We start from the raw sequence: 25,051 nt of genomic DNA, 5'->3' as shown, positions 1-25,051 counted from the left end.
GCCCGTGAAGCCGTACAGGCGTCACGGGCGACGCACGAGCTGATGCAACCGGCGCCTGCTATTGCGCGAGCGCGTCCGTCAACGGCCGCTGCGCGACACGCACGAGATTGTCGCGGCCCGCACTCGGGCTCGACCATTGCAGATGCATGCTGGCCGGCCCGCTTGCATGCACGTACTCGACGCGGATCGGCACGTTCCGCTTTGGCGACAGGTGGATGCGGCCCTTCGCGGTCGCGAGCCCCGGCTGTTCCTTGTCGATCACCTGGCGGCCGTCGATCCACACGCGCGCGACGTTGTCGCTCGTCACGCTGAACGTGTAGTTGTCAGCCTTCGGAATGTCGAGCGCACCGGTCCAGCGGATCGCATAGTTCGTCGCATTCATCCCCTTCGACGCATCGGGCGAATCGGTGCCGCGCTCGGTGTTCAGGTCGAAATCGACCAGCGGCGTGATCGACGAGAACACCGGCGTGGTGAACGTCGTGTCGTTGTAGTACGTCGCGTTCAGCACGCGCAGCCGCGAGCTGAACGCGCTGGCGAGCGCCTGCACCTCGGCCGTGCTCCACGGGTGGCCGTCGGGGTAGAGCGTGCCCTGGAACGGCGTCGCCGGCTCGACGGTGGCAGGGGCGGACGCCGTCTGCCCCCAGTGGAAACGGGTGTTCGTGCGACCGATCATCAGCTCCCATACCAGGAAGCCCGTCTTGCCGCCGTAGGTGGACGCGATGCCGGCCATCGTCTGGCCTGCCTGGCCGCCCGGCCAGCCGCGCTGCAGCGTTTCCGAGTTCAGGCTGTCGAGCAGGCTCGGCGGCAGCGAGTAGTCGGGCGTCGTCGCATTGATCGCGTACGGGTGGAACGCATGGAAGTCGGAGAAGTAATCGCCTTCCGGCTCCTGCACGTTCGGCGAATTGATCGGCTGCGTCGCGCCCGCATTCAGGATCGCGATGCGCGCGTCGTTCATCATCCACGCGCGCGTCGGCTGCAGCGCGCCGTTGCCGCTGCAGCCGGGCTCGTTCATCGGTTCCCAGTACAGGATGCGCGGGTCGTTGCGGTGCGCGGACACGAAATCGGCGATGTAGCGCTGCAGGTCCTGCTTGTACGTGGTCGACGCGCCCGCCGCGATCGGCTGCAGGTACTGCTGCTCGACCGACTGCCCGGGCGATTGCACCCAGCGGCTGTTGTGCACGCCGAAGATCGGCGCCGGCTGCGGGCCGTACGCGGGATCGACGTGCCAGCAATCGTCGTAGAAGATCGGCGCGACCTTCAGCCCGTGGCGCGCGGCGATCTCGAGCAGGCTGTCGAATTTCGCGAGGAACGCGTCGCGATCGTTGACCCAGTTCAGGTAGTGCAGGTACACGGTGATCGTGTTCATCCCGTAGGTCTGCGCGTAGTCGAGCTCGCGATCGACGATCGCCGGATCGTAGTTCTGCCAGAAATCGATCGCGTTGACGGCATTCCACGGGTTGTACACGGCGCCCACCACGCGCGAGAAATCGTACGTTTTCGGCGCGACGTCCGGATAGCGGCTCACGGTCACGTTGCTGAACGCGACGCTCGCGCCGAAGCGGCGCAGCCCGAACGCGCCCGCGCGCAGCGCGGTGGTCAGGCCGCTCGTCGCGTCGTTGATGCTGATCACCTGCGTGCCGTCGACGAACACGTCGATCGCGTTGTTGCGCGTGACGACCTTCAGGTGGTGCGTGCTGCCCGGCACGACCGCGGGTGCGGGGTAATCGATGAAGTCGGTCCAGTTGTTCTGTTCGCGGCCGACCTGCACCACGTGGCGCACCGCGTCGAGCCCGATGTAGTAGCCCGTCAGTGCATCGGTGCCGACCGACGGGTTCGTCACGTGCACGATGAAGCCCGCATTGGCGGTATTCGCACCCGGCGCCGGCGCGCCGATCGTCACGTCCGCTTCGTACGACGCGTGGCCGTACGCCGGATGTTGCGCGTTGGTGACGAGCTTCGCGCCGTCCGTGCTCGTGCCGTCGATCCGGATCGTGTTCGTGCCGCCGCTCGTCCAGGCCGGGCCGTACGTATCGAAATCGGCGAGCGTCAGCGTTTGCGTGTCGGTCGCGACGGGCGGCGCCGGCGGCGCATACGGCGGCACGCCGCGCGACGACACGCGCAGCGCGGGCGTCGGCCCCGGCAGGCCGAGCGTGACGAGCTGGTTCGGGAAACGCGACGGGCCGCCGTGGCCCATGTTCATGAAATCGCCGGATGCGGCGGCGTTGGCCGTGGCGGCACCGTCGCTGGCTGCGGCATCGACGGACGCACGCGCGGCGAGCGCCGACGCCGACGGGGCGGACGAATCATCGCCGCCGCACGAGGCGAGCAATACGACGACCGCGAGCGCGGCGGGCTTGAGACGAGACGTGATAGTCATTCTGGACTCCGGATCAATGAGGAGAAGCGGACGACTGGTGACTCGATGCGGATGAAGCGGTGCCCGGACGACGAGCGTCGCGGCACGGTGTGCGTGTGATGTGCGGACGGCACGGAGCGGGCTGCGCGGCGGGTTCGCGCGCAGTCGCTTCCGGTTACCGTCTCGTCGTGTTGCCGTGTCGTGGCGCGGGGTTCTGCCCGATGCCGGTGCAAGTATAGAAATGCCTGGAAAATATTACTAATAATTTAGTGATGGTGTTTACCCTCGAATGTACGGCAACGGGGGCGAACAGGGCGGCGACGGTCGCGCGAACACGCGCGGGCGGCGAATGCGCCGCACCGCGTCGTGTGGTGTCCGGGAAGGAAGGAGGCTGGGACGCGCTTACGCGCTCGCCGATTGCGCGGCCGTCTCGACGGTCCGCACCGACCCGCGCTCGACCAGCGGCCCGTCGAGCTTGATCGCGCGGCGGCGCACGGGCATCCCGACCGCACGGTTCTGTTCTTCCTGCAGCAGGATCTCGACCGCCCAGCGGCCCAGTTCGTAGTTCGGCAAGACGATCGTCGACAGCGGCGGGTGCGTGTGCCGCGCGATTTCCTGGTCGTCGTAGCCGAGCACCGAAATGTCGTCGGGCACGCGCATCCCGAGATGCTTGACGGCCTCGATCGCGCCGATCGCCATCAGGTCGTTCGCGCAGAAGATCGCGGTGGGCGGGTGCGGTTCGCGCAGCAGCGACAGCGTCTGCTCGAAGCCGGTGTCGGAGCCCCAGTCGCCGTCGCGCACGAGTTCCGGCGCGAACGGGATGTCGGCCGTGGCGAGCGCGGTGCGATAGCCTTTCAGGCGATCCTTCGCGGCGTCCTGCCACGGTTCGCCGTTGACGTAGCCGATGCGCCGGTGGCCCGCGCGCAGCAGGTATTCGGTCGCCGCGTGGCCGCCCGCGACTTCGGCCGGCACGATCGACGACAGCCCGCTGTCCGTCGTATAGCAGTTGAGCAGCACGGCCGGCACGCGCAGCAGCTCGGCCGGCAGCGCGACCTTGCGCGTGTAGACGGTCGCGTAGACGACGCCCAGCAGGTTCGGCATCGCGAGCACCGACTCGAGCACCTGACGTTCGATGTCGACGTTGCCGTGGGTCGAGTACACGGCGAGCAGCTTGCCGTTCGCGTAGGCCGCGTCGCGCGCGCCGTCGATGTTGACGACCGGGTGCGGGCTCGTCGAGATTTCGTCGGCGAGATAGACGATCAGGTCGCGCTCGCCGCTGTGCGTCATCGTCACTTCGCGCGGCAGGAAGCGGTAGCCGAGCTCGTGCGCGATCTTCAGCACTTTTTCGCGCGTGGCGTCCGAGAATTTCGTGCCCGCCGCGTTGTTCAGCACGAGGGAGACGGTGGATTGCGACACGCCGGCAAGCTTGGCGATGTCGGTCATCGTGGGGCGACGTTGAGTAGAGCGTTTCACGGTAGGAGCGCGGTCCGGCCTCGGCAGGATGGGCAAATAAGATCGTTGATGAACAGCGGGTCGGATCAATTCGACACGACGGTAACATCGGCCATTCGGGCCGGCAATCAAGCTTTACGCGGGCTGCGCCGGATGCGTGGATGTCCGGATAATAATATCAACAAATATTATTGACCACGCACGCGGCGCCGTGCCATCCTTGGCCGCACATGCCCGCGGCCGAATGCTGCACGCCGGCCGGCGGGGTCGTCAGCTTCATCCCGGGATGATCGATGCCGATGGGAATGCCCCGCCACACCGACCTGATCGAACTCGCCAGCGGGTCGACCCGCGTACGCGTCGCGCCGCAGGCAGGCGGATCGATCGCCGCGTACTACGACGACGCGCCGGACGGCCCGCAGCACTGGTTCCGCCCGACCTCCGACGCGGCGCTCGCGAGCGGCGACCCGCTGCGCTTCGCGAGCTTTCCGCTGTTTCCTTACTGCAACCGGATCCGCGACGCGAAGTTCGAATTCGGCGGCCGCACGATCGACCTGTCCGGCCCGGACGACGCGTATCGTCATGCGCTGCACGGGCACGGCTGGCTGCGTCCATGGCAGGTCGAGCGGCGCGACGACACGCAGGTCGACCTGCGCTTCGAGCATCGCCCCGACGCGGGCCGCGCGGGCGACTGGCCGTTCCATTACGAGGCGCGCCAGTCGATCCGGCTGGACGGCCCCGTGCTGTCGATCACGCTGTCCGCGCGCAACCTCGGCGCGCAGCCGATGCCGTTCGGCATGGGCCATCACCCGTATTACCTGCGCACGCCGCACACCGTCGTGAAGGCGCACGTCGACGCGATGTGGCACGCCGACGCCGACGTGCTGCCCACCCACGTCGGCGATCATCCGGCCGTCGCCGCGCTGCGCAACGGGATGCCGGTCGATGCGTTCGAGCTCGACAACAATTTCGTCGGCTGGTCGCGCGAAGCCGCGGTGATCTGGCCGGAGCGCGGCCGGCAGGTCGTGCTGCAGGCCGAGCGGCCGTTCGATCAGCTCGTCGTGTACGCCCCGGCGGGCGCCGACGCGCTGTGCGTCGAGCCCGTCACGAACACGACGGACAGCTTCAATGCGACGGAACCCGCGTCGCTCGTCGGCGGCTGCGTGCTGGCGCCGGGCGAGTCGCTGCAGGCGACGTTGCGGTGGACGCCGGGCTCCGCCTGACGGGTTCGGCGGTACGGGATTATCCCGAGTCGGGCAGGCGATAATATCGAGTAATAATATTAATTCGTGATGCCGCTGCCGCCGGTGTGCGACGGGGCGCGGGCCGATCACGACATCACAACACTTGGAGACGATGATGCCGAGCCGTGCAAAGCTGCAACGTATCGTGGTGACGATGGGTGTGACGCTCGGATGCGTCGCGATCGCGCATGCGCAGGACAATGCGCAGAAGGTCGGCGCCAGCTCCGCGCAGACCTGCACGAATCCGAAGCCGGGCAGCGTGAAGCTGACCGATCTCGTGGTCGGCTTCTCGCAATCGGAGAACGAACAGAACCCGTTCCGCGCGACCGAAACCGCGTCGGTGCGCGCCGCTGCGAAGGCGGCGGGCGTCAAGCGGCTGCTGTATACGAATGCGAACGCGAACCAGGCGAAGCAGGTCGCCGATATCGAAAGCATGATCAACCAGGGCGCGCAGGCGCTGATCGTCGCGCCGAACGATTCGACCGGCCTGCAGCCCGCGCTCGCGCAGGCGCGCGCGAAGGGCATTCCGGTCGTGACGATCGACCGCCAGACGGCCGGCACGCCGTGCCAGGATTTCATCACGTTCCTCGGTTCCGACTTCTTCCGGCAAGGGCAGCGCGCCGCGCAGGCGCTCGCCGATGCGACGGGCGGCAAGGCCACGATCGCCGAGATCCAGGGCGGCTACGGCAATACCGTCGAGAGCCAGCGCACCGACGGCTTCGCCGACGGCCTGAAGAAATTCCCGAACATGAAGATCGTCGCGTCGCAGACCGCGAACTGGTCGGCCACCGAAGCGCAGAAGGTGATGGAGCAGGTGCTGCTCGCGCATCCGGACGTGAACGCCGTCTACGCGCAGGCCGACACGATGGCGCTCGGCGCGATGACCGCGTTGCGGCAGGCCGGCAAGCAGCGCGGCGTGACGGTCGTGTCGATCGACGGCACCAAGGATTTCGTCACCGCGATCGCGAACGGCTCGGCCGCCGCGAGCGTCGAGACGAATCCGCGCTTCGGGCCGCTCGCGTTCAAGTCGCTCGAAGCGTGGTTCGCCGGCAAGCCGGTCGCGCAGAAGCAGATCATGGAAGACGCGCTGTACGACAAGGCGAACGCGAAGCATTCGCTCGAAGCGAACCTCGTCTACTGATCGGCCGGCAAACGATCGGCAACGGCTCACCCGCTCAACCGCTCAACCGCGAACGCGAGGCGCGCGATGGACGCAACGCTTCCCGCCGAACCCGACGCCGGCACCGGCGCCGACGGCAAACCCGTCGTGCTCGAGACGCGCGGCATCGGCAAGACGTTCGGCGTCGTGCGTGCGCTGACCGACGTGTCGCTGTCGCTGCGCGCGGGCGAGGTGCACGGGCTGATGGGCGAGAACGGCGCCGGCAAGTCGACGCTGATCAAGATCCTCACCGGCTTTCACCAGCCCGATGCGGGCGAGATCCGCGTCGACGGCGTGCCCGTGTCGTTCGACAGCCCGCGTGCCGCGCAGCGCGCGGGCATCTGCGCGGTCTATCAGGAAATCAATCTGATTCCGGAACGCAGCGTGGCCGAGAACATCTTCCTCGGCCACGAGCCGCGCCGCTTCGGCCCGTGGATCGATCGCCGCGAGATGCGCGTGCGCACCCGCGAGATCGTCGAGCGTTACGGGCTCGACGTCGACCCGGCCGACAAGGTCGGCGCGCTCGGGCTCGGCCAGCAGCAGATGGTATCGATCGCGCGCGGCGTGTCGCTCGGCGCGCGCGTGCTGATTCTCGACGAGCCGACTTCCGCATTGAGCGGCGCGGAAGTGGAGGTGCTGTTCGGCGTCGTCGAGCAGTTGCGCGCAACCGGCATCGCGATCGTGCTGGTCAGCCATCGCCTGTCCGAGTGCTACCGGATGTGCGACCGGCTGACCGTGCTGCGCGACGGCGCGGTGGTGCGCAGCGATACGCCCGACCGGCTGCCGCGCATGGCGCTGATTTCGGCGATGCTCGGCCGCGAAGTCGGCGCGCACGGCCCGCGCGAACAGGCGGAGGCGGCCGCCGCCGACACGACGCACGAGCCGGCGCTCGCCGTCGACGGGCTGCGCTGGGGCACGCGTCTGCGCGACGTGTCGTTCAGCGTCGCGCCGAAGGAGATCGTCGGGCTCGCGGGCTTGCTCGGCGCGGGCCGCACCGAGACGTTCAAGGCCGTGTTCGGCGCGCAGCAGCCGGACGGCGGCGCGGTGCGCGTCGGCGGCCACGCGCTCGACGGTGCCGACCCGGCGCGGGCGATTCGCGCGGGGCTCGCGTTCCTGTCCGAGGATCGCCGCTCGGAAGGGATTTTCTCGAAGCTGTCGGTGCGCGAGAACATCGTCGTGTGCGTGCTGCCGCGCATCGCCCGCTTCGGCTTCATTTCCGTGCGCAAGCAGGAGGCGCTCGTCGAGCGCTACATCCGCGAGCTGGGCATCAAGACGTCGCATGCGGGCGCGCCGATCTCGACGCTGTCCGGCGGCAACCAGCAGAAGGCGCTGATCGCGCGTTGCCTGTCGACCGAGCCGTCGGTGCTGCTGCTCGACGATCCGACGCGCGGCATCGACGTGGGCGCGAAGGCGGAAGTGCACGATCTCGTCAAACGGCTCGCCGACGACGGGCTCGCGGTCGTCGCGACGTCGTCGGAGATGGAAGAGCTGCTCGAACTGGCCGATCGGCTCGTGATCCTGCACGAAGGCGCGACGAGCGGCGAACTGCCGACGCGCGGCGCGAGCCCCGACGACGTGACCGCGTTGCTCGCGAACCAGACGTAACGCACCGCACATCGACCCGAGGATGAGGACAGCGTGAATCTTGCCAACCTGATGAGCGAACCGGACCAGACCCGCCGCACGTCGCGCCGCTCGCTGTTCGCGCAGGCACGCGAGCACAGCGTGTATCTCGCGTTCGTCGCGCTCGCCGTCTTCAACCTGATCGTCACGCCCGGGTTCTCGAATCCGCTGGCCGCGCGCAGTCTGCTGTTCCAGGCCGCGCCGATCGTGCTGATCGCACTCGGGCAGAACCTCGCGATCGCCACGCGCGGGATCGACCTGTCGGTCGGCTCGGTGATGGCGCTCTCCAGCGCGATCATCGCCCTATGTTTGCCGTACGGCACCGGCGCGGCGTTCGCGGCGGCGATTGCGATCGGCCTCGCGGCCGGCCTGTTCAACGGCGGGCTCGTCGCGCGGCTCGGCATCGATCCGCTGATTTCCGGGCTGGCATTGCTGGTCGCCGCGCGCGGGCTGGCGCAGGCGCTGCTCGGCGGCTCGCGCGTGAGCCTGCCGCCGTCCGATGCGTTCGATTTCGTCGGTATCGGCACGTGCTTCGGGCTGCCGGTCGTGATGCTGATCGCGCTCGCGTGCGCGGCCATCGTGTTCTTCGTCGTGCGCAACACGACCTTCGGGCGCTACACGATACTCGTCGGCACGAGCCGCGATGCCGCGCATCTCGCCGGCGTGCCCGTGCGGCGCACGCTGCTGGCGGTCTACGCGGCAAGCGGTGCATTGGCCGGGCTGGCCGGCCTGTTCGCCACCGCGCGGCTCGGCGCGGGCGATCCGAACTATGTCGGCGTGAACTTCGAACTCGATGCGATCGCCGCGTCGGTGATCGGCGGCACGCCGCTGTCCGGCGGGCGCGTGTCGATCGTCGGCACCGTGTTCGGCGTGCTGCTGCTGCAATTGCTCGATGCGAGCTTCATCATGAACAACATCAGCTACACGTATGCGCAGATCCTGAAGGCCGCGTTCATCCTCGGCGCGTTGTACCTGCAACGTTCGGGAGCCTGACATGTCGACCGCGCCGATTTCCCCGCCCACCGCGCACGATGCCGGCCGCGCGCGCCGCGCGCAGTTCGTCCGGCTCGTGCAGGCGCGCGGCGCGATCGCGATCCTCGTGCTCGTGTGCCTGATCGCCGGCCGCGTGTTTCCGCATTTCCTGAGCGCGCCGAACCTGCTCGACATCGTCGCGGCCGCCGCGTTCGTCGCGCTGATCACGATCGGGCAGAGCTTCGTGATCATCCTCGGCGGGTTCGACCTGTCGGTCGGTTCGCTCGTCGGGCTCGGCACCGTGATCGCCGCGTATGCGGCGCCGTATGGCTGGGGCGCCGCGCTGGCCGCGCCCGTTGGCGTCGGTCTGATCGTCGGGCTCGTGAACGGCTGGCTGATCGCACGCGCGCGGATGGCGCCGTTCATCGTCACGCTCGCCGCGCTGCTCGGGTTGAAAGGGCTGTCGCTCGTGCTCGCGAGCCAGGACATGCTGATCGCGAACCCCGGCTTTTTCGCGACGATCGCGAACGGCTCGCTGTTCGGCATCGGCAATCTCGTGTGGATCGTGCTCGTCGCGTATCTCGTCGCCGCGTTCGTGCTGAATCACACGCGCTACGGCGCGGGCGTGTTCGCGATCGGCGGCAACGAGGAGGCCGCGCGCATGCTCGGCGTGAACGTCGAAGGGCTCAAGGTCGTCACGTACGGGTTGAGCGGCGCGCTGGCGGGGCTGGCCGGTGCGCTGCTCGCGTCGCGGCTCGATTCGGGGCTGCCGGGCGCGGGCAACAGCTACGAGCTGCAATCGATCGCGGCCGCGGTGATCGGCGGCGTGCTGCTGACGGGCGGCGTCGGCACGCTGTTCGGTCCGCTCGCGGGCGTGCTGCTGCTCGGCGTGATCGAGAACGTGATCAACCAGGTCGGCACGCTGAGCCCGTACTACCAGAACCTCGCGAGCGGTGCGTTCCTGCTGCTCGCGGTGATCGCGCAGACGCTGCTGACCGGCAAGCGGCGCAAGCGGTGACGCGCACGATGTCGTGCCGCCGCAAACTGGAACGCTAAATGCTTGTGTCGCGTCATCCTTTCGATGAAGGAGCACCGCGATGAGCACGCCGACCCCCACCGCTTTTTCCCACGTGAAGCCGCAGGACACCGCCTATCGAGGCGAAGGCCTGCGCGACTTCTTCCTGTACCGCGATCTCGGCATCGCCGCCGCGACGAACGGCAAGGTCGTCGCGCAACTCGTCAGGGCCAATCATGCACCGGCGGCGGGCACCGGCTGGCACCGTCACGAGGCCGAATTCCATATCGTGATCATGCTGAAGGGCTGGGCGCGCTTCATGTACGGCGAACGGGAAACGCTGGTGGCGGCCGGCGACTGCGTGCATCAGGCGCCGGGGATCGTCCACTACCTGTTCGACTACTCGCCGGACATGGAATACCTGGAGATCGTCGGGCCTGCCGACTTCAAATCGATCGACGTCGACGGCCCGTGCGCGGTGCCCGAGCCGACGCCGTGGGGCGAAACCGGTGCGTAGCTTGCCGGTGAGGTGCGTTTTCGACGAACCGCCTGCATTCGGGCGGTTTTTATTCTTCCGCTGACCTTCGAAAACTGCTTTCCGCTTCGACACATTCCTTCGAATTCCAAACGATCGAGAAGCTGAAGAACCAGAAAGAAAAGAAAGACGTTCGTCAGCTTCGCGTGTCGACAGGCGATGCGATGTCAAAGATAGTCAATTGCACGCAGCTGCGGTGCACGGCGTGTCGACGCCCCGCGTTAAGGAGGTACGGCCGGATTTCCGGCTGACCTATCCGGGAGAGTGTCACCATGAACCGCATCGCGAAGATCCTGACGGCCACCGCACTGGCTTGCGCCGTGCTCGCGCCGGCACTGGCCGAAGCGCATTCGCACCGCGTGTGCCATTTCGATCATCACCACCACCGCGTGTGCCGCTGGGTGCGGTAACCGTCGCTGTTCCCGGGGATGCCCCGGACGTTTTCATCATTCAGGCAAATCAGGAGAGGACCATGAAAAAAACGATGTTGATCGCCGCGCTGGTCGCCGGCATGGGTGTGTCGATCGGTGCGTTCGCGCAGGTTCCGGCCAGCGCGCCGGCCGGCACGACCGGGCTGTGCAAGGACGGCTCGTTCTACTCGGGCGCATCGAAGAAGGGCGCATGCGCGGGCCACAAGGGCGTGAAGACGTGGTACGGCGCATCGGCCGCTGCCGCGGCGAGCGCACCGGCCGCGGCGCCGGCAACGGCGGCTTCCGCTGCGCCGGCATCGGGCGCAGCGCCGACGAAGAGCGCGGCCACGACGGCCGCGGCGCCGGGCGGCGGCGCGGGCAAGGTGTGGGCGAACGACAGCACGAAGGTCTATCACTGCTCGACCGACAAGTACTACGGCAAGACGAAGCACGGTAGCTACATGTCGGAAGCCGACGCAAAGGCGAAGGGCTACCACGCGTCGCACGGCAAGGCTTGCTCGTAACGAGCAGGCCCAGCGCGCGAGCGGTTTCGCTCGTGCACCGTCCGTGCTGAAGCAAACATCGCCCCGCCGCTCCGGCGGGGCGATTCACTGTGGCGCCAGCCGCGTTCAGTGCGCGTGATCCGATTGCGTTTCGGCCGCCGCGTCGACCGCGGATGCCCGTGCATCGAGCAGCGCGCGCAGCGTGACGTAGTGCGCGTCGCTCGTGTCGCCTTCGTCATCCGCGGTGCGATCGTACGGCTCGTTGTCGTGGATCGTCGCCCGCACGATCGGATAGATCTGCGTTTCCCATCGGCTGCCGTTGAACACGCCGTAGTGCCCCACGCCCGTCTGTACATGGTGCGTCTTCAGGTACGACGGCAATCCCGAACACAGTTCCTGCGCGGCCACCGTCTGGCCCACGGCGCAGATGTCGTCCTTCTCGCCTTCGATCGTCAACAGCGCGGTGCGATGAATCGCCGCCGGTTCGACGAGCCGGTCGTCGACCGTCAATTCGCCGCGCGCGAGCGCGTACTGCTGGAACACCTTCTCGACCGTTTCCAGATAGAACTCCGCGGTGAGGTCCGCCGTCGCGAAATATTCGTCGTAGAAGTGCCGCAACGTATCGGCTTTCGCGGGGTCGCCTTTCGCGCGTTCGTAGTACAGATCGGCGAACGACGCCGCATGCCGGTCCGGGTTCATCGACATGAACGCGCCGACCTGCACGAAACCCGGATACACGCACCGCTGCGCGCCGACGAAACCCGTCGGCACCACGCTGATCAGGTTGCGCGCGAACCATTCGATCGGCTGGCTCGTCGCGAGCGCGTTGACCTTCGTCGGATTCACGCGGCAGTCGATCGGGCCGGCCATCAGCGTCAGGCTCGCCGGTTGCGCGGGATCGCCGCCGGCCGCCATCAGCGCAACGGCCGCCAGCGACGCGACGGTCGGCTGGCAGATCGCCAGCACGTGCGCGTCCGGGCCGATGTGGCGGATGAAGTCGATGACGTGCATCACGTACTCGTCGAAACCGAAGCGCCCGGCCGCCAGCGGGATGTCGCGCGGGTTGTGCCAGTCGGTGATGTATACGTCGTGGTCGGCCAGCATCGTGCGCACCGTGCCGCGCAGCAGCGTCGCGAAGTGCCCGGACATCGGCGCGACGATCAGCACGCGCGGCTGGCGCGCGACCGGCCGAGCCTTGCGGAAATGCAGCAGCGTCGCGAACGGCGTCGTTGTCGCCGCTTCTTCGACGATCGGCACCGTTTCGCCGTCGACGACGACCGACGCGATCCCGAACGGCGGACGCCGGTGCGAGAACGCGCAGCATTCGAGCAGTTCGCACAGCGCGTCGACCATGCGGCCCGTCGGTGTCGACGTCGCCGGCGGCCACAGCGACATCGTCGCGCGCGTGGCGGCTGCCCATGCACGCGCCGGGCGCAGGCATTCCGCAGACCATTGATAAAACGGATAGGCAAGCAGGTTCATGACCGTCGCTCGTGACGCCGCATTACAGGGAACGAGGCAAGCCGTATGCCAGCGTGACGCTGGCACGCCCGTTGCAGCGGTTCGGGAGCGCGGCGGCACGCGCGGGACGTGATGGCGGAGGGGAAGGTGACGCGCTGCCTTGCCGGCCGGGCGTGCGACACGTGCCGCGATGCCGTGCGACGTTGCGCCGGTTCGGCGAACGGACCGCACAGACGTGGTGCGGCCGATCATGCGGCGTGTCCGTTTACGGTGCAGGGGTACGAACGACATTCAGCAGGGGAGCGACATGGAATCCAACGCACGGACGACGCTGACCATCAGCAGCCGCAATTACTCGTCGTGGTCGATGCGCGGCTGGCTGCTCGCGAAACTGAGCGGGCTCGCGTTCGAGACGATCAGCGTGCCGATCGACGCCACGTCGCGCGCGGAGCTGCTGCTGCTGTCGCCGTCGATCCTCGTGCCGTGCCTGACGCACGACGGCAATGCGGTGTGGGACACGCTCGCGATCGCCGAATACCTGAACGAGATCCGGCCGCAGGCGCGGCTGCTGCCCGGCGACCGGCATGCACGCGCGCATTGCCGGTCGATCTGCGGCGAGATGCATTCCGGCTTCAGCGCATTGCGATCCGCGCTGCCGATGAACCTGCGCGGGCATTTCCCCGGCTTCCGGATCTGGTCGCGCGCGCAGCACGACATCGAGCGGATCGTGACGATCTGGCGCGAGTGCCTCGCCGAATACGGCGGCCCCTGGCTGTTCGGTGCGGAGATCGGCATCGCCGATGCGATGTACGCGCCGGTCGTCACGCGCTTCCTGACCTACGACGTGAAGCTCGAACCGGACGTCGCCGAGTACTGCATGCGCGTGCTCGCGCATCCGTTCGTCGCCGAGTGGATCGACGCGGCGAAGGCCGAGCACGAAGACATCGACGAACTCGACATGGAGTTCTGACCCGACGCGGGCGGCCGCGGCGGGCTTTCAATTTCGCTACACGCGCAATGGGCGAAACGAACGATCGATGCGCCTGCGCTATCCGCAAACGTTTTACCTTGATTTCGGTTCGGAACGAGGACGAATGCCCTAAAGGATGTTGCGCTCGATGACGTAAACGAGTCACGGGGACGACTCGCGATCGCACGCTTCAGACTTGCGACGCGCAGTCCGCAACAACCAGCGCAGCAGGGGAATCGACTTGAATCGTCAGCAATCGTGGACGCGTACCGCGGCGCCCGGAGAAATCATTTACTCGGAGGGCTTCGCGGGCGAGCCCGTCATCTTCCTGATTACCGACGGCAAGGTCGAGCTGTCCACGCGCTGCGACGACAAGCGCGTGATCGTCGCGACGCTCGGCCGCGGCGAGTTCTTCGGCGAATCGGCGCTGCTCGCCGCCGAACCGCGCGCGCATACCGCGAAGGCGCTTTCGTTCTGCCAGCTCACGGTCGTGCCCGCCGGCATGCTCGATGAAGAGATCGAGCGCGTGTCCGCGCTGCTGCGCCATATCGTGCGAACGATGATTCGCCGCGTGAAGCGCAAGGACGACCAGCTTGCGACCTACACCCATGCGGATTTCATGCCGGGCGTGCTGTCGTATGCGCACGTGCTGTCGCTGATGGCCGGCGCCGACGCGCGCGAAGCCGGCGACACGTGGGCGCGCCGGCCGATGCAGGCGCATGCGGCCGAGACGTCCGTGCCGCTCGCCGACGTGATCCGCAAATGCCGCGCGATCGCCGGCCATTCGCGGCCGCACGTGCTTGCGATGCTGCGGCGCATGGAGAAGCTCAACCTCGTCACGATCGAAGCCGCGCAAGCCGACGGTGGCGGCGCGACCGACTATGCGGCGTCGTCGGATGCGCGCCAGGTCGTCACGTTCGACGCCGCACGCGTGATCGACCGCGCGCAGCAGGTCGCCGATCACGATCTCGACCTGTCGATCAACAGCGAACTCGAACTCATCGAACTCGCCGATCTCGAATCGCTGATCGGCGTCGACAAGACGCTGCTGCTCAACAAGCTGTCGAACGGCGAGATCGCCGACGAAGTGTTCGCGTTCCGCAAATCGAAGGTGCTCAGCTACGTCGAACAAAAGGGCGTCGCGTATTTCTCGCGCCGCAACGCGCGCCGCGGCGGCGACGTGCGTGCGCTCGAAGATCTCGTGTGGATCGATCAGCGCACGCTGTTCGACGTGATCAGCGCGTTCGATACCTACGATCTCGCGAAGCTGATCGCGAACCTCGACGATCGCGCGGTGGCCGACAAGCTGTTTTCCGTGATGACCGAGGCACGACGCAACGAGGTGTCGTGGGTGATGCGCCGCGAACTCAAGCTCGATCCGGTCGAGATCGACGAGATCGAACAGCGCGTGCTGGAAGCCGTACGCGCGGCGAAGGCGCCGGTGGCGGGTGCGACGTCCGTCGCGTCGACGTCATCGTCGGACGCTTGATACGGGGGCGCGTATGGATCTGTTGACTCTGGTCGGTGTGGTGCTGGGCGGCGCGGCGATCGTATTCGGGTTCGCGCTGGAAGGCGGGCATTTCTCGATGCTGTTCCAGTTCGAGGCGCTCGTGATCGTGCTCGGCGGCACGCTCGGCGCGGTGATGATCCAGAACACGTGGGCGCGCTTCTTCGACGCGGTGAAGCAGTTGCGGCTCGCGTTCGTGCGCGCACGCGAGGTCGATCGCAAGAACCTGTCCGACCTGCTCGAATGGGGCGACCGCGCAAAGCTCGACGGGCTGCTCGCGTTCGAATCGATGGACGTGAGCGGGATTCATCCGTTCGCGCGACGCGGGCTCGAACTGCTGGCGAACGGCGTGTCGACCGCGGTGCTCGAGGATGCGTTGCAGCGCGAACTCGACGCGTACGAACGCAGCCGCCTCGCGGCCGTGCGCGTGTGGCAGCAGGCCGGCGGCTATGCGCCGACCTTCGGCATTCTCGGCTCGGTGCTCGGGCTCGTGCAGGTGACCAGCCATATTCTCGAACCGGCGCAGCTCGGGCCGGGCATCGCGGTGGCGTTCGTCGCGACGCTGTACGGGCTCGCGTTCGCGAACCTCGTGTTCCTGCCGCTGTACGGCAAGCTGCGCGCGCAGATCGACAGCGAGATGCGATTCCGCAAGCTCTATCTCGACGGCTTGCTCGCAATCTCGCGCAAGGAGTCGCCGCATACGATCGAGACGCGATTGACCGGCGATGTGCGCGGGCGGGCGGCGGAATCGCTCGCGTGATGTTCGTGCGCTTTGTGCCTGCGTGTATCTGAACCTGTACCGTATGACGAACCCGGATTCACGACAGCATGACTGCTAGAACCGATGGCGCATCCGCTGCCGATCGCGACGATGACGAACTCGAAGGCGCGCAGTCGGGGCGCTGGCTGATCTCGTACGCGGATCTCATCACGACGCTGATGGTGCTGTTTCTCGCGCTGTATGTGCTGCAGCTCGCGAAATACAACGCGCTCGATGCAAGGTATCAGACGCTTGCGCGGCAGGCCGGTGGTGCTTCTCATGCTACCGATGTTGCTACGCCCGCTCATGCGCCGCCGTGGCTCGCGTTGCTCGATTCGTTGAAATCGAATGGACGCATTTCGCTGGTGAAGGCGCCGCACGGCGTCGAGATCGGTATCGACGCGAAGATCCTGTTCAATGTCGGCGATGCGCGCTTGCTGCCCGATTCGTCGCCGGTGCTGAACCAGATTGCGCAGGCACTGAGTGCGCATGAAACCGGCGACATTCTCGTCGAAGGCCACACGGACAGCGTGCCGATCGCGAACGCGAAATACGAATCGAACTGGGAGCTATCGTCGGCGCGCGCGGGGAGTGTGGTGCGCTACCTGACCGAGCGCGGTGTCGCGCCGCATCGGCTGGCGGCGATCGGGCGGGCGGATACGCAGCCGCTTGTTGCGGGGGACGATGCGGCTTCGAGGGGGCGAAACCGGCGGGTGACGATCTTCGTTGCGTACTGAACAGCGCGTTGTATTTGCGTTGCCTTCGTCTATATAGGTGGCCGCATATGCCCGTCCGTCAACGACATAACGAATCTCGAATGGTCGCTATCTGAAATCAGCGATGCGGTTCTGCGCCCGCCTGCCGATAACCCAATCTGGCTCAGACCGAGCGGTTATCGAGGGTTCCCCATGCATTTCTGGCGCAAGCTTTCCATTCAGAACAAGCTGATTCTCAGCATGACGAGTTGTCTGCTCGTGTTCGTCGCGATTTCGAGCGGGCTCAGCGTCCGCCTGATCGGCAACGCGGTGCGCGATCGCGTCGTCCGCGAAGAGCTGCCGACCGCCGTCAACGGCATCCGCGCCGACGTGCAGCGCCAGATGGCCGGCCCGATCGCCGCGTCGCGCATTCTGGCGCGCGATGCGTTCCTGCTGCAATGGGAGGCCGACGGCGAACCCGATGCCGGCACGCGCAACTGGATTCAGCTCGCGAAGAACGTGAAGGACGAGCAGAAAGCCGCGTCCGTGCAGTGGGTGTCGGTGAAGAGCGGCAACTACTACAACGAAGCCGGCCTGCAGCGGAAGGTGACCGACAAGGATCAGTGGCTGACCAGCTTCCTGTCGTCCGGCAAGGCGTACGACGTGAACATGGATCGCGAGGTGACCGTCGGCGGCTACATGATGTTCATCAACAGCCGCGTGGAACTCGACGGCGTGCCGATCGGCGCGGCGTGCATGAGCCTGTCCGTCGATGCGCTCGCGAAGGGCATCTCGGCTTACCGGATCGGCGAGACCGGGTTCGCGTATCTCGTGCGCCCCGACGGCGCGATCATGATGCATCGCGATACGTCGCTGATCGACGGCAAGCATTTCCTCAAAGATGAACCGGGGCTGCCGGGCGATGCGTCATCGACGCTGCTCGCCGGCAAGCCGTATGCGTACCTCAGTTACGAAGGGGATGGCGGCGCGCGCTTCATCGCGACGTCGTTCATTCCAGAGCTGAATGCGTATGTGGTCGTCCAGGTGCCGCAGGCCGAACTGCTCGGGCCGGTGACGCGTGCTATTCGTAGCGCGGCGCTGGTCGCGGCGGTGGTGGGCCTCGGGGTTGCGCTGCTTGTGATCTGGCTGGTGGGGCGCGCGATTGCCGCGCCGATTAAACGTGCGGCTACGCTGCTGTCGGAGATCGCCAGCGGTCAGGGCGATTTGACGCGCCGGATGACGGTCGAGAGCGAGGACGAGATCGGGCAGTTGTCGGATGCGTTCAACCGATTCGTGTCGTCGCTGTCGACGCTCGTTCATCGGATTCGGGCGGCTTCGGCTTCGATCGCGACCGGGTCGGCGCAGATTGCTTCGGGGAATGCGGATCTGAGCGAGCGCACCGAAGGGCAGTCGAGCAACCTGGAGCGGACGGCTTCGTCGATGGAAGAGATCACGGCCGTGGTGCGCAACAACACCGAAACGGCGACGACGGCCGCGAAGATGATCAACGGCGCGGCGGATACGGCGGCGCGCGGCGGGCAGGTGGTGGGCGAGGTCGTGACGACGATGGAGCAGATCAGTGACGCTTCGCAGCGGATCTCCGAGATCATCGTGATGATCGACAGTATCTCGTTTCAGACCAATATTCTGGCGTTGAATGCTGCTGTGGAGGCGGCGCGGGCGGGGGAGCAGGGGCGGGGGTTTGCTGTTGTGGCTTCGGAGGTGCGGAATTTGGCGCAGCGTAGTGCGCAGGCGGCGAAGGAGATTAAGTCGCTGATCGAGCATAGCGCGGGGACGGTGGGTGCTGGGTCGCGGCTCGTTAGTGAGGCGGGGAAGGTGATGAGTGATGTTGTTGCGCAGGTTCAAGGCGTTAGCGCGATGATGAGCGAGATCGCCGAGGCTAGCCTGGAGCAGAGTGCCGGGATCGACCAGATCGGGGATGCGGTGCAGTCGCTCGATCAGATGACGCAGCAGAATGCTGCGTTGGTTGAGGAAAGTGCGGCAGCGGCGGAGAGTTTGAGGCAGCAGGCGGCGGAATTGACCAAGCTGGTTTCGGCTTTTAAGGTGGATGAATAAGGGCTCGTTTATGTTTTGGAACTGAAACGTTTTTAAGGGCGGCTGCCGTGGGTTCACGGCGGCCGTTTTTGCTTGTTGGCGTGGGATTTGGTGACACTTATATAAATGAAACGCATTTGCAGATTGAAGGGTTGGGGCTAGGACGGTGGCGCTTGTCACCGTTATTGCTGCGGTGGGGGCTAAGGTCGCCGGGCCTTCGACGGATTCTTATCTGGCTCATCGGAAGAACGTTGCGGCGGAGGTTGGTGCGACCGGGAAGGCGGATCAGGAGTACCTGGACAAGAAATATACGGCCGAGGTGAATGCGAGGCTGGTTAGGCTTGTCGGGACGGTCAAGGTGAAGGGGGTTTCTGCGAAGTCGGGGAGTAACGTGCAAAGCGTTCTCGCTGATGACGGGTTGGCGCCCGGGCTGGGTGGGCTGTTCTTGAAGTCGGATGATGGGGAGGCCAATCTGCTTGTTACGACGGTTCCGCTTTTGAAGACTTAGGTCAAGATGGCAGATGCAGGTATTAAGTCCACAGAGGTTGTTGCCGTTATCGTTCGATAACGAGACTTTTTATACGAATGTGCTCGCTGATGATGCGACGGCGTTTCGGTTCGATGAGCTGTCGTTGAAACGGAAGCCAGCTGATGTGGTGATGATGGCCGTGCGGTTCGGGGAGCGCCAGGATGGGGGGCTGAGAGGCCGAATACGCTGCTGTCTCTATCAAGCAAGGGGAGAGGGTTTATGTCCTCTGGCCGGTGATTACAGCCAGCGCCGTGGGGCGGGGGTTGAGGAGACGCGGCAGGATTACTTTTTGAGGTATTTTCATTTTAAAATTATGTCTGATATATAGGTGACTGCGAATAATATTGTTGGGGTAAGTCCACTATTAAGTCGATGGATTGCGATTGACGGCTATGTGATGTTTTTTGTTGCGTGGATGGCGATTCGAAGTTTTTAGCAATTGGACTTTCTAATTTGCGGTTGAGTTGCGTAAAAATGAATTGGTTAAGATTTAAAATAATTGCCTTGTAAATGCTCATAAAATTTGGTGATCTATATGGGAGTGAAATTTTTCATTCTGGCCGGAGTGGGGTGTAGTGGTTGCCGAAATTTATAGTGTTGTGATATGTTTCATAAAAACATTTTAAATTCTATGTAAGGAAGGTATTGTGATGTCAAGCTCGGGGGGCGGCGTGTTAGAAAATTCTATGCAGACTGCAGATATTGTGCTGTTAACAGTCAATAAACATGAACAAGAACAACTGAAGTCTGCTCTAGAGCGGCAGCTTGATCGAAAATTGATCGTAAAGCAAGGCGCTAGTAACGAGGTCTATCTCGATGCTGGAGATATCAACGGTCAACGTGTGGTGATTGCAAAGTCTTTGATTGGCTCGACTGGTTCCGGCGCCTCATTCGACACGGTGACTAATGTCGTGGAAGATTTGGCGCCACAGGTCATTATTGCGGTCGGCATCGCATGGGGTGCTAAAAACGCGGACGGGCAGAAGATTGGTGATATTCTTATTTCAACGCGATTGCGTGATGCGCAGCATAACAAAATCACCCAAGAAGGAATCGCCCTGCGTGGAACGATTGAAGCTGTCGACGGTACTTTGCTGAAAATTTTCAGCGCCGGTGCTGAGGGGCTTCGTGTTCCCACTCATGAAGGCTTGCTCGTGTCCATCGAGACATTGTTCGACAACGAGCAACAGCGTGATATGTTCATTGCGGCTGATCAGCATCAAGCAATCGGCGGGGAAATGGAGGGGAGTGGTCTCCTTATGGCCCTGCGAAGAGCGACAGAATGCAAGGTTAACTGGTTGATCGTCAAAGCGATTTGCGATTGGGGGTTCAAAAAAAATGCAAATCCAGAAGAAAAAGAGAGAGATCAGAAAATGGCAGCTCGGAATGCTGCGGATTTGTGTGCTTATACAATTCATAATTTCCGACTGATCTCATCGAAAAGACAGGGGCAATTAAGTCGAGTAAATGATATTTCATCAAATTCAATCAAGGCGGTGGATTTTGAGCCCGCAGTGCAAGTCACCCCGCCTGAGCGAAGTATTGCAAAGACCGTTCAGGCTTACATTAGTAAGAATTCAAGTTTCTCTCTCGATGTGGGTTTCCCTGTTAAACATAGAGACTGGTCCGAGAAGATAATATTTGAACTCTATAAGTTAACGGAGGAGCTCGGGGGGGGGAGATATTTCCTATACGTCCATGAGGCGGCGAGTCAGAATAAAACGCTGATTCATTTAAGTGGTAGAGGGCTCATAAATAATGTATTCCTCTCGTCGTTCTTACGGAAAAGCCTGTGGCCCTCAAGGAAAGCGATCGGCGCAAAGAGAATTTGAAGGCGGTTTTTGGTACGCCCAATGTATTTTTTATAGATGATTTTGGTCGTCAATTCCTATACAAAGAGCAAATTCAGGGATTTGTTCCCTATAATTTGCCAGTGTACATCGAATCTCTCACTGAAAGCAGTCAGGCAGACAACTCCGGGTCCGCGCTTCTTCAGCTTAAATCTTGGTATGGATCTATCTCTGAGCCGCTAGTGGTCATTAAAGGTCATGGCGGTATAGGGAAGACAACTCTCGTTAAGCAGTTTTTAGACGAAATACATTCGGATAGTCCGGAAACTGGTATTTTATTTATTGACTCTCATGAGATTATTGGTGAGCTGGAATCTATTATCCGATCTCGTCAAAAAATTGACGATATATATGATTTTTATCATGCGCAGTCGATTAGCCAGGCGGGGGATACGGAGAGACTTAGTAAAGACTTGTTGTCACTTTCTGTTGATAACGGGAGCCTTGTAATTGTTCTTGATGGACTTGATGAGGTCATTGCAAAACTCGGTGCAAAATTCGATGCGGTAAGTTTCATTCGATCAATCTCCACGATTTACTCGACTGATCTTCAGCGTGCCAAAATTATCATTACTTGTCGCGATTACTTCTGGGATTCACTGCTGGATGTTGGGCCGGTCAAAAAAATTGATCTTCAGCCCTTTAATCGTTCGATGGCAGATGAGTTTTTTCGAAAATCATTGGATACTGAGGCAAAGGTTTCAAGGGCGCTTTCTATTGCCGGTAAGTTTGCTCTTAAATCACCGTCGCTCACGGAAGAAGTTTACATACCCTACGTTCTGGATTTAATTGTTTATTTAATAAGGCAAAAGAACGAATTTAGCGATGCGCCACTTGGTGATGCGGATATTGGGACTCTATTGAATCCCGACATCCCAAATGATTTTTTGGTTGCCAATGTTTGTTTGCGGGAAATATCCAAATTACATAGCCTGCGTGTAGAGAGTCAAATTGAGTTTTTTGTGCAGCTTTCAGTTGCAAAGGATGGTCACGTCTCTATATATGATGTTAAGGCGTTGCTCGGTCGATTGCCTCATCAAACAGAAGAGGTGGTTGATGATACCGTGGAGCGGCTCAAAGGACATCCATTGCTTATTCATGCTAACAATAAACTTTATTTTAGGTATGATTTTTTTAACGAATATTTCAAATCTCTTTACATCGTAAAATATTTTTCGGCGCGGGATTTTGGTGCGTTAAGTTCTGATTTTGTCGAGGTGGCGGCTGATTATTTGCGATTCGATGGTGATTTTATGCATACGGTCTGTTCGCATTTGACATTCGATGATGAGTTGATGCTTTTTTCAATTGAGACGATTGAGCGTTTGCGTAACGATCTCCCGTCACTCGATCCGCGTTCTCGGTACAGGAATTTGCGCGCTTGTTCCGCTGTGTTCAGTCTTGTCCTTAGTTTGAGGCGAGAGGGGAAAGTAAAATTTGATGCGGAGATGTGTAGTGGTTTGATGAGGGATTTTTTTGAAAAGGATGGTGAAATTCAGGGGTTGTCTCTTGTTAATGTTGGGAGTAATTCTGCGGTTAAGCCGATTTTCGATTTTCGTGGTCAAGTGTTTCGAGACTGTTATTTCGAGCGCTATGATTTCTTCTGGGAGTGTGCGATAAATTCGGAGACGCGTTTTTTGGGGTCGACTTTCAAGTCACTTGAGCCTCGGAAGGGAGTGCGCCCTCAATTTTATGAGGGTACGTTTGGTGAGGGGTCCGATACTGTCGGTATTTCGCACCTGCTAGCACGAGAAAAGGAGGTATCGTCTCATCAGGCCGATAAGGTGCGTAACGATATAATTCGCTTCTTTAGGCTATTTTATGTGAAGGGAAATTTTTATCCGCAAAAGCAGGAGTTTATTCGCGGAAAACTTTTCACTGGAACGTATCTTCCTGTGCTGCTTAAGAACCGCGTGATCGAAGAGTTTGTTGATCCTTTGAAGGCAACGCTCAAGCAATATCGTGTGAGTTCTGAATATATGCCTATCTTGAAGCATATTGAGCAGGGCGCGCCGTCTATAGAATTGAATCGAGTAGTTAAATTGTTTTCTGCTTAGTTATAATGGCGTCGTATCCGGGTCGCATTCTTGCGGGATGTCAGCTTCATGTGGTTGTTTGATTTTTTGAATTGATAGAATTTTTATTAGTTGATCGCCAACTTTGGAGTGATGGCCTCACGTTCGTTGTCGACGCAGTCGGACACCACTGGCGTTTCGGTGCTGGCACCTAGTTCCTAATTACTGGTGGTCGTCCGAGGTCAACACGTCGAAGCTTAAATTTTTGCACGTTATTCAACTTGAACGGAGCGACGGAGATTGATGCTGTGATTGAAGTTGCAGGAAATTCGATATGCTCGATAAAAATCGTCGACCGGGGAGGTATCCGGAATTTCGTGTGTGAGGCGGGTTGAGATTCAGATTCCAATGTTGAATCGTTCCGGGTAAAGCAGCGCGAACTGAGTCATGGCGCTCTTCCAATCGTGCCGGGAACCGGTCCACTTGGCCACAACGTTGCGCAGCGCCAGCCAGATCAGTTTGAGTGCGGCCTCGTCCGACGGGAAGTGGCCGCGCGCCTTGATGATCTTTCGAAGCTGCATGTGCAACGACTCGATCGCGTTGGTCGTATATACAGTTTTCCGGATGTCGGGCGCTAAGGCATAAAACGGAATCACCTGATCCCAGGCCCGGCGCCAGAGGGCGGCAATCGGGGGGTATTTCGTACCCCACGGGCTCGTATCGAACGCGTCCAGCGCCACGGCGGCGGCTTCCTCCGACGGCGCCCGGTAGACCTCCTTGAGCGCCGCTGCAACGGATTTCCTGTCCTTCCAGCTGGCAAAGTCCAGCGAGTTCCGGATCAGATGCACGATGCAGGTCTGGACCGTCGTTTCCGGGAACACCGTGTTGATCGCTTCCGGGAAGCCCTTCAAGCCGTCGACCACGGCGATCAGGATGTCCTGCACGCCGCGCAGCTTCAGGTCGTTCACCACCCGCAGCCAGAACTTGGCCCCCTCGGTCTGCTCGATCCAAAGGCCCAGCACATCACGTGTGCCGTCGCGCCGCACGCCCAGCGCCAGGTAGATCGCATTGTTGCGCACAATGCCTTCGTCGCGGATCTTGACTCGCAAGGCGTCGAAGAACACGACCGGGTACATCGGCTCGAGCGGCCGCTGCTGCCATTCGCGCACCTCATCGATCACGGCATCGGTCACCGTGCTGATGAAGTCCGGCGATACCTCGATGCCGTACATCTCCAGCAGGAAACCCTGAATCTCCCGCACGCTCATGCCGCGTGCGTACATCGCGATGATCTTGTCGTCGAAGCCGGTGAAGCGTCGCTCGCCCTTGGCGATCAGCACCGGATCGAAGGTGCCTTCGCGGTCGCGCGGAATCTCGACGTCGAGCAGGTCGTCGTCGGTCGTGATGCGCTTGCGGCTGGTGCCGTTGCGATGGTTCGTGCGGCCAACCGGCTTGGCTTCGCCCTTCTCGTAGCCGAGGTGGTGGGTCAGTTCGCCGCCCAGCGCGCGCTCGAAGATTGCCTTCTTGAGCGCCGCGAGCTGCTCATGGATCGTCGCCCGATCCAGCGTCCCGGGCACCAGTTGCTTGATGAGTTCCGGGTCCAGGTTCAAGCCCTTGCCCGGCTCAATCGTCACTTCTTCCTTGCGTTTGCGTGGCATAAGGTGGCTCCTTGGCCATCAGTTTATGCCTCACACACAAAGATTCGGATAGGCTCTCGACCGGATAGAGAAAAAGTCGACCAACGGTCGCCAAAGAAGCGAGTCGCGGGCTTCTATGCCTAACGGCCAATCCCTCTCAATTCCCCATTTCTGAGATGCCAGCCCGACTACACTGGTCGTGAAGCCTTGCTTCTCGCCATCGAAAGTTGAACGCAGCCCCTCTGCCTCGGTGGTCGAAAGAAAGCTGTCTTGCCCAACAAGACTCAGCGAAGAGGGGAGAAA

The 25,051-nt window shown here is 62.4% G+C and carries 20 protein-coding genes; 16 read left to right on the top strand and 4 right to left on the bottom strand.

Annotated features, from left to right (window positions below):
* Nucleotides 1-58 precede the first annotated feature (58 nt).
* Complete coding sequence (locus WS96_RS31255) at nucleotides 59-2,377, bottom strand: PA14 domain-containing protein (RefSeq protein ID WP_059837742.1); 2,319 nt, start codon at nucleotides 2,375-2,377, stop codon at nucleotides 59-61.
* A gap of 381 nt (nucleotides 2,378-2,758) precedes the next feature.
* Nucleotides 2,759-3,799, bottom strand: coding sequence for a LacI family DNA-binding transcriptional regulator (locus tag WS96_RS31250; RefSeq protein ID WP_034205356.1), 1,041 nt, complete (start codon nucleotides 3,797-3,799; stop codon nucleotides 2,759-2,761).
* A 314-nt stretch (nucleotides 3,800-4,113) separates the two neighbouring features.
* Between WS96_RS31250 and WS96_RS31245 the strand changes: the two genes are divergently transcribed.
* From WS96_RS31245 to WS96_RS31215, 8 genes are all read left to right on the top strand, one after another.
* The gene (locus WS96_RS31245; protein ID WP_059837740.1) at nucleotides 4,114-5,031 is read left to right on the top strand and encodes an aldose 1-epimerase; all 918 of its coding nucleotides are present in this window, start codon (nucleotides 4,114-4,116) and stop codon (nucleotides 5,029-5,031) included.
* Between the two features lie 133 nt (nucleotides 5,032-5,164).
* Entirely contained in the window at nucleotides 5,165-6,193 is a 1,029-nt protein-coding gene (locus WS96_RS31240; RefSeq protein WP_080681277.1) for an ABC transporter substrate-binding protein, read from the top strand.
* Between the two features lie 66 nt (nucleotides 6,194-6,259).
* Nucleotides 6,260-7,816 carry a sugar ABC transporter ATP-binding protein gene (locus tag WS96_RS31235; protein ID WP_059837738.1) on the top strand — a complete coding sequence of 519 codons (1,557 nt, stop codon included), beginning with the start codon at nucleotides 6,260-6,262 and terminating at the stop codon, nucleotides 7,814-7,816.
* Nucleotides 7,817-7,849: 33 nt separating this feature from the next.
* Nucleotides 7,850-8,827, top strand: coding sequence for an ABC transporter permease (locus WS96_RS31230; RefSeq protein ID WP_082720404.1), 978 nt, complete (start codon nucleotides 7,850-7,852; stop codon nucleotides 8,825-8,827).
* Between the two features lies 1 nt (nucleotide 8,828).
* On the top strand, nucleotides 8,829-9,824 hold the full coding sequence (locus tag WS96_RS31225; RefSeq protein ID WP_059837736.1) for an ABC transporter permease: 996 nt from the start codon (nucleotides 8,829-8,831) through the stop codon (nucleotides 9,822-9,824).
* 79 nt (nucleotides 9,825-9,903) lie between these two features.
* On the top strand, nucleotides 9,904-10,338 hold the full coding sequence (locus tag WS96_RS31220; protein ID WP_059837734.1) for a cupin domain-containing protein: 435 nt from the start codon (nucleotides 9,904-9,906) through the stop codon (nucleotides 10,336-10,338).
* Nucleotides 10,339-10,628: 290 nt separating this feature from the next.
* Complete coding sequence (locus tag WS96_RS34195) at nucleotides 10,629-10,766, top strand: HHHH-motif protein (protein ID WP_175883728.1); 138 nt, start codon at nucleotides 10,629-10,631, stop codon at nucleotides 10,764-10,766.
* Nucleotides 10,767-10,828: 62 nt separating this feature from the next.
* Nucleotides 10,829-11,290, top strand: coding sequence for a DUF3761 domain-containing protein (locus WS96_RS31215; protein ID WP_059837732.1), 462 nt, complete (start codon nucleotides 10,829-10,831; stop codon nucleotides 11,288-11,290).
* 105 nt (nucleotides 11,291-11,395) lie between these two features.
* On the opposite strand, the gene WS96_RS31210 is transcribed toward WS96_RS31215, so the two are convergent.
* Complete coding sequence (locus WS96_RS31210; protein WP_059837730.1) at nucleotides 11,396-12,751, bottom strand: polyhydroxyalkanoate depolymerase; 1,356 nt, start codon at nucleotides 12,749-12,751, stop codon at nucleotides 11,396-11,398.
* Nucleotides 12,752-13,037: 286 nt separating this feature from the next.
* Between WS96_RS31210 and WS96_RS31205 the strand changes: the two genes are divergently transcribed.
* From WS96_RS31205 to WS96_RS33415, 8 genes are all read left to right on the top strand, one after another.
* Nucleotides 13,038-13,700, top strand: coding sequence for a glutathione S-transferase family protein (locus WS96_RS31205; RefSeq protein ID WP_059823983.1), 663 nt, complete (start codon nucleotides 13,038-13,040; stop codon nucleotides 13,698-13,700).
* A 241-nt stretch (nucleotides 13,701-13,941) separates the two neighbouring features.
* Complete coding sequence (locus tag WS96_RS31200) at nucleotides 13,942-15,189, top strand: cyclic nucleotide-binding domain-containing protein (protein ID WP_059837728.1); 1,248 nt, start codon at nucleotides 13,942-13,944, stop codon at nucleotides 15,187-15,189.
* Nucleotides 15,190-15,202: 13 nt separating this feature from the next.
* On the top strand, nucleotides 15,203-15,967 hold the full coding sequence (locus WS96_RS31195) for a flagellar motor protein (protein ID WP_006484340.1): 765 nt from the start codon (nucleotides 15,203-15,205) through the stop codon (nucleotides 15,965-15,967).
* A gap of 68 nt (nucleotides 15,968-16,035) precedes the next feature.
* Nucleotides 16,036-16,704 (top strand): OmpA/MotB family protein, encoded by a 669-nt coding sequence (locus tag WS96_RS31190; protein ID WP_059837726.1) that lies wholly within the window; start codon nucleotides 16,036-16,038, stop codon nucleotides 16,702-16,704.
* Between the two features lie 171 nt (nucleotides 16,705-16,875).
* Complete coding sequence (locus WS96_RS31185) at nucleotides 16,876-18,738, top strand: methyl-accepting chemotaxis protein (RefSeq protein WP_059837724.1); 1,863 nt, start codon at nucleotides 16,876-16,878, stop codon at nucleotides 18,736-18,738.
* Nucleotides 18,739-18,883: 145 nt separating this feature from the next.
* Entirely contained in the window at nucleotides 18,884-19,225 is a 342-nt protein-coding gene (locus WS96_RS31180) for a hypothetical protein (RefSeq protein ID WP_059837722.1), read from the top strand.
* A gap of 707 nt (nucleotides 19,226-19,932) precedes the next feature.
* Nucleotides 19,933-21,078: a 5'-methylthioadenosine/S-adenosylhomocysteine nucleosidase family protein gene (locus WS96_RS33420; protein WP_179949995.1), complete on the top strand. Its 1,146-nt coding sequence runs from the start codon at nucleotides 19,933-19,935 to the stop codon at nucleotides 21,076-21,078.
* On the top strand, nucleotides 21,039-23,153 hold the full coding sequence (locus tag WS96_RS33415) for an NACHT domain-containing protein (protein ID WP_179949994.1): 2,115 nt from the start codon (nucleotides 21,039-21,041) through the stop codon (nucleotides 23,151-23,153). Before WS96_RS33420 ends, WS96_RS33415 begins: the two co-directional genes overlap by 40 nt.
* 356 nt (nucleotides 23,154-23,509) lie before the next feature.
* Here the strand turns inward: WS96_RS33415 and WS96_RS31165 are convergent, their stop codons facing one another.
* The gene (locus tag WS96_RS31165) at nucleotides 23,510-24,769 is read right to left on the bottom strand and encodes an IS256 family transposase (protein ID WP_059837716.1); all 1,260 of its coding nucleotides are present in this window, start codon (nucleotides 24,767-24,769) and stop codon (nucleotides 23,510-23,512) included.
* Nucleotides 24,770-25,051 lie beyond the last annotated feature (282 nt).

The organism is Burkholderia sp. MSMB1835 (assembly GCF_001526365.1).
GTDB lineage: Bacteria > Pseudomonadota > Gammaproteobacteria > Burkholderiales > Burkholderiaceae > Burkholderia.
The sequence above is the reverse complement of the archived record's forward strand: the minus strand, read 5'-3'. Positions and strand labels throughout refer to the sequence as shown.

What these genes read in the sequence shown, in the direction of transcription:
- WS96_RS31255 (WP_059837742.1), bottom strand. Translation starts at nt 2,377, where the DNA reads ATGACTATCACGTCTCGTCTCAAGCCCGCCGCGCTCGCGGTCGTCGTA.
- WS96_RS31250 (WP_034205356.1), bottom strand. Translation starts at nt 3,799, where the DNA reads ATGACCGACATCGCCAAGCTTGCCGGCGTGTCGCAATCCACCGTCTCC.
- WS96_RS31245 (WP_059837740.1), top strand. Translation starts at nt 4,114, where the DNA reads ATGCCCCGCCACACCGACCTGATCGAACTCGCCAGCGGGTCGACCCGC.
- WS96_RS31240 (WP_080681277.1), top strand. Translation starts at nt 5,165, where the DNA reads ATGATGCCGAGCCGTGCAAAGCTGCAACGTATCGTGGTGACGATGGGT.
- WS96_RS31235 (WP_059837738.1), top strand. Translation starts at nt 6,260, where the DNA reads ATGGACGCAACGCTTCCCGCCGAACCCGACGCCGGCACCGGCGCCGAC.
- WS96_RS31225 (WP_059837736.1), top strand. Translation starts at nt 8,829, where the DNA reads ATGTCGACCGCGCCGATTTCCCCGCCCACCGCGCACGATGCCGGCCGC.
- WS96_RS31220 (WP_059837734.1), top strand. Translation starts at nt 9,904, where the DNA reads ATGAGCACGCCGACCCCCACCGCTTTTTCCCACGTGAAGCCGCAGGAC.
- WS96_RS34195 (WP_175883728.1), top strand. Translation starts at nt 10,629, where the DNA reads ATGAACCGCATCGCGAAGATCCTGACGGCCACCGCACTGGCTTGCGCC.
- WS96_RS31215 (WP_059837732.1), top strand. Translation starts at nt 10,829, where the DNA reads ATGAAAAAAACGATGTTGATCGCCGCGCTGGTCGCCGGCATGGGTGTG.
- WS96_RS31210 (WP_059837730.1), bottom strand. Translation starts at nt 12,751, where the DNA reads ATGAACCTGCTTGCCTATCCGTTTTATCAATGGTCTGCGGAATGCCTG.
- WS96_RS31205 (WP_059823983.1), top strand. Translation starts at nt 13,038, where the DNA reads ATGGAATCCAACGCACGGACGACGCTGACCATCAGCAGCCGCAATTAC.
- WS96_RS31195 (WP_006484340.1), top strand. Translation starts at nt 15,203, where the DNA reads ATGGATCTGTTGACTCTGGTCGGTGTGGTGCTGGGCGGCGCGGCGATC.
- WS96_RS31190 (WP_059837726.1), top strand. Translation starts at nt 16,036, where the DNA reads ATGACTGCTAGAACCGATGGCGCATCCGCTGCCGATCGCGACGATGAC.
- WS96_RS31185 (WP_059837724.1), top strand. Translation starts at nt 16,876, where the DNA reads ATGCATTTCTGGCGCAAGCTTTCCATTCAGAACAAGCTGATTCTCAGC.
- WS96_RS33420 (WP_179949995.1), top strand. Translation starts at nt 19,933, where the DNA reads ATGCAGACTGCAGATATTGTGCTGTTAACAGTCAATAAACATGAACAA.
- WS96_RS31165 (WP_059837716.1), bottom strand. Translation starts at nt 24,769, where the DNA reads ATGCCACGCAAACGCAAGGAAGAAGTGACGATTGAGCCGGGCAAGGGC.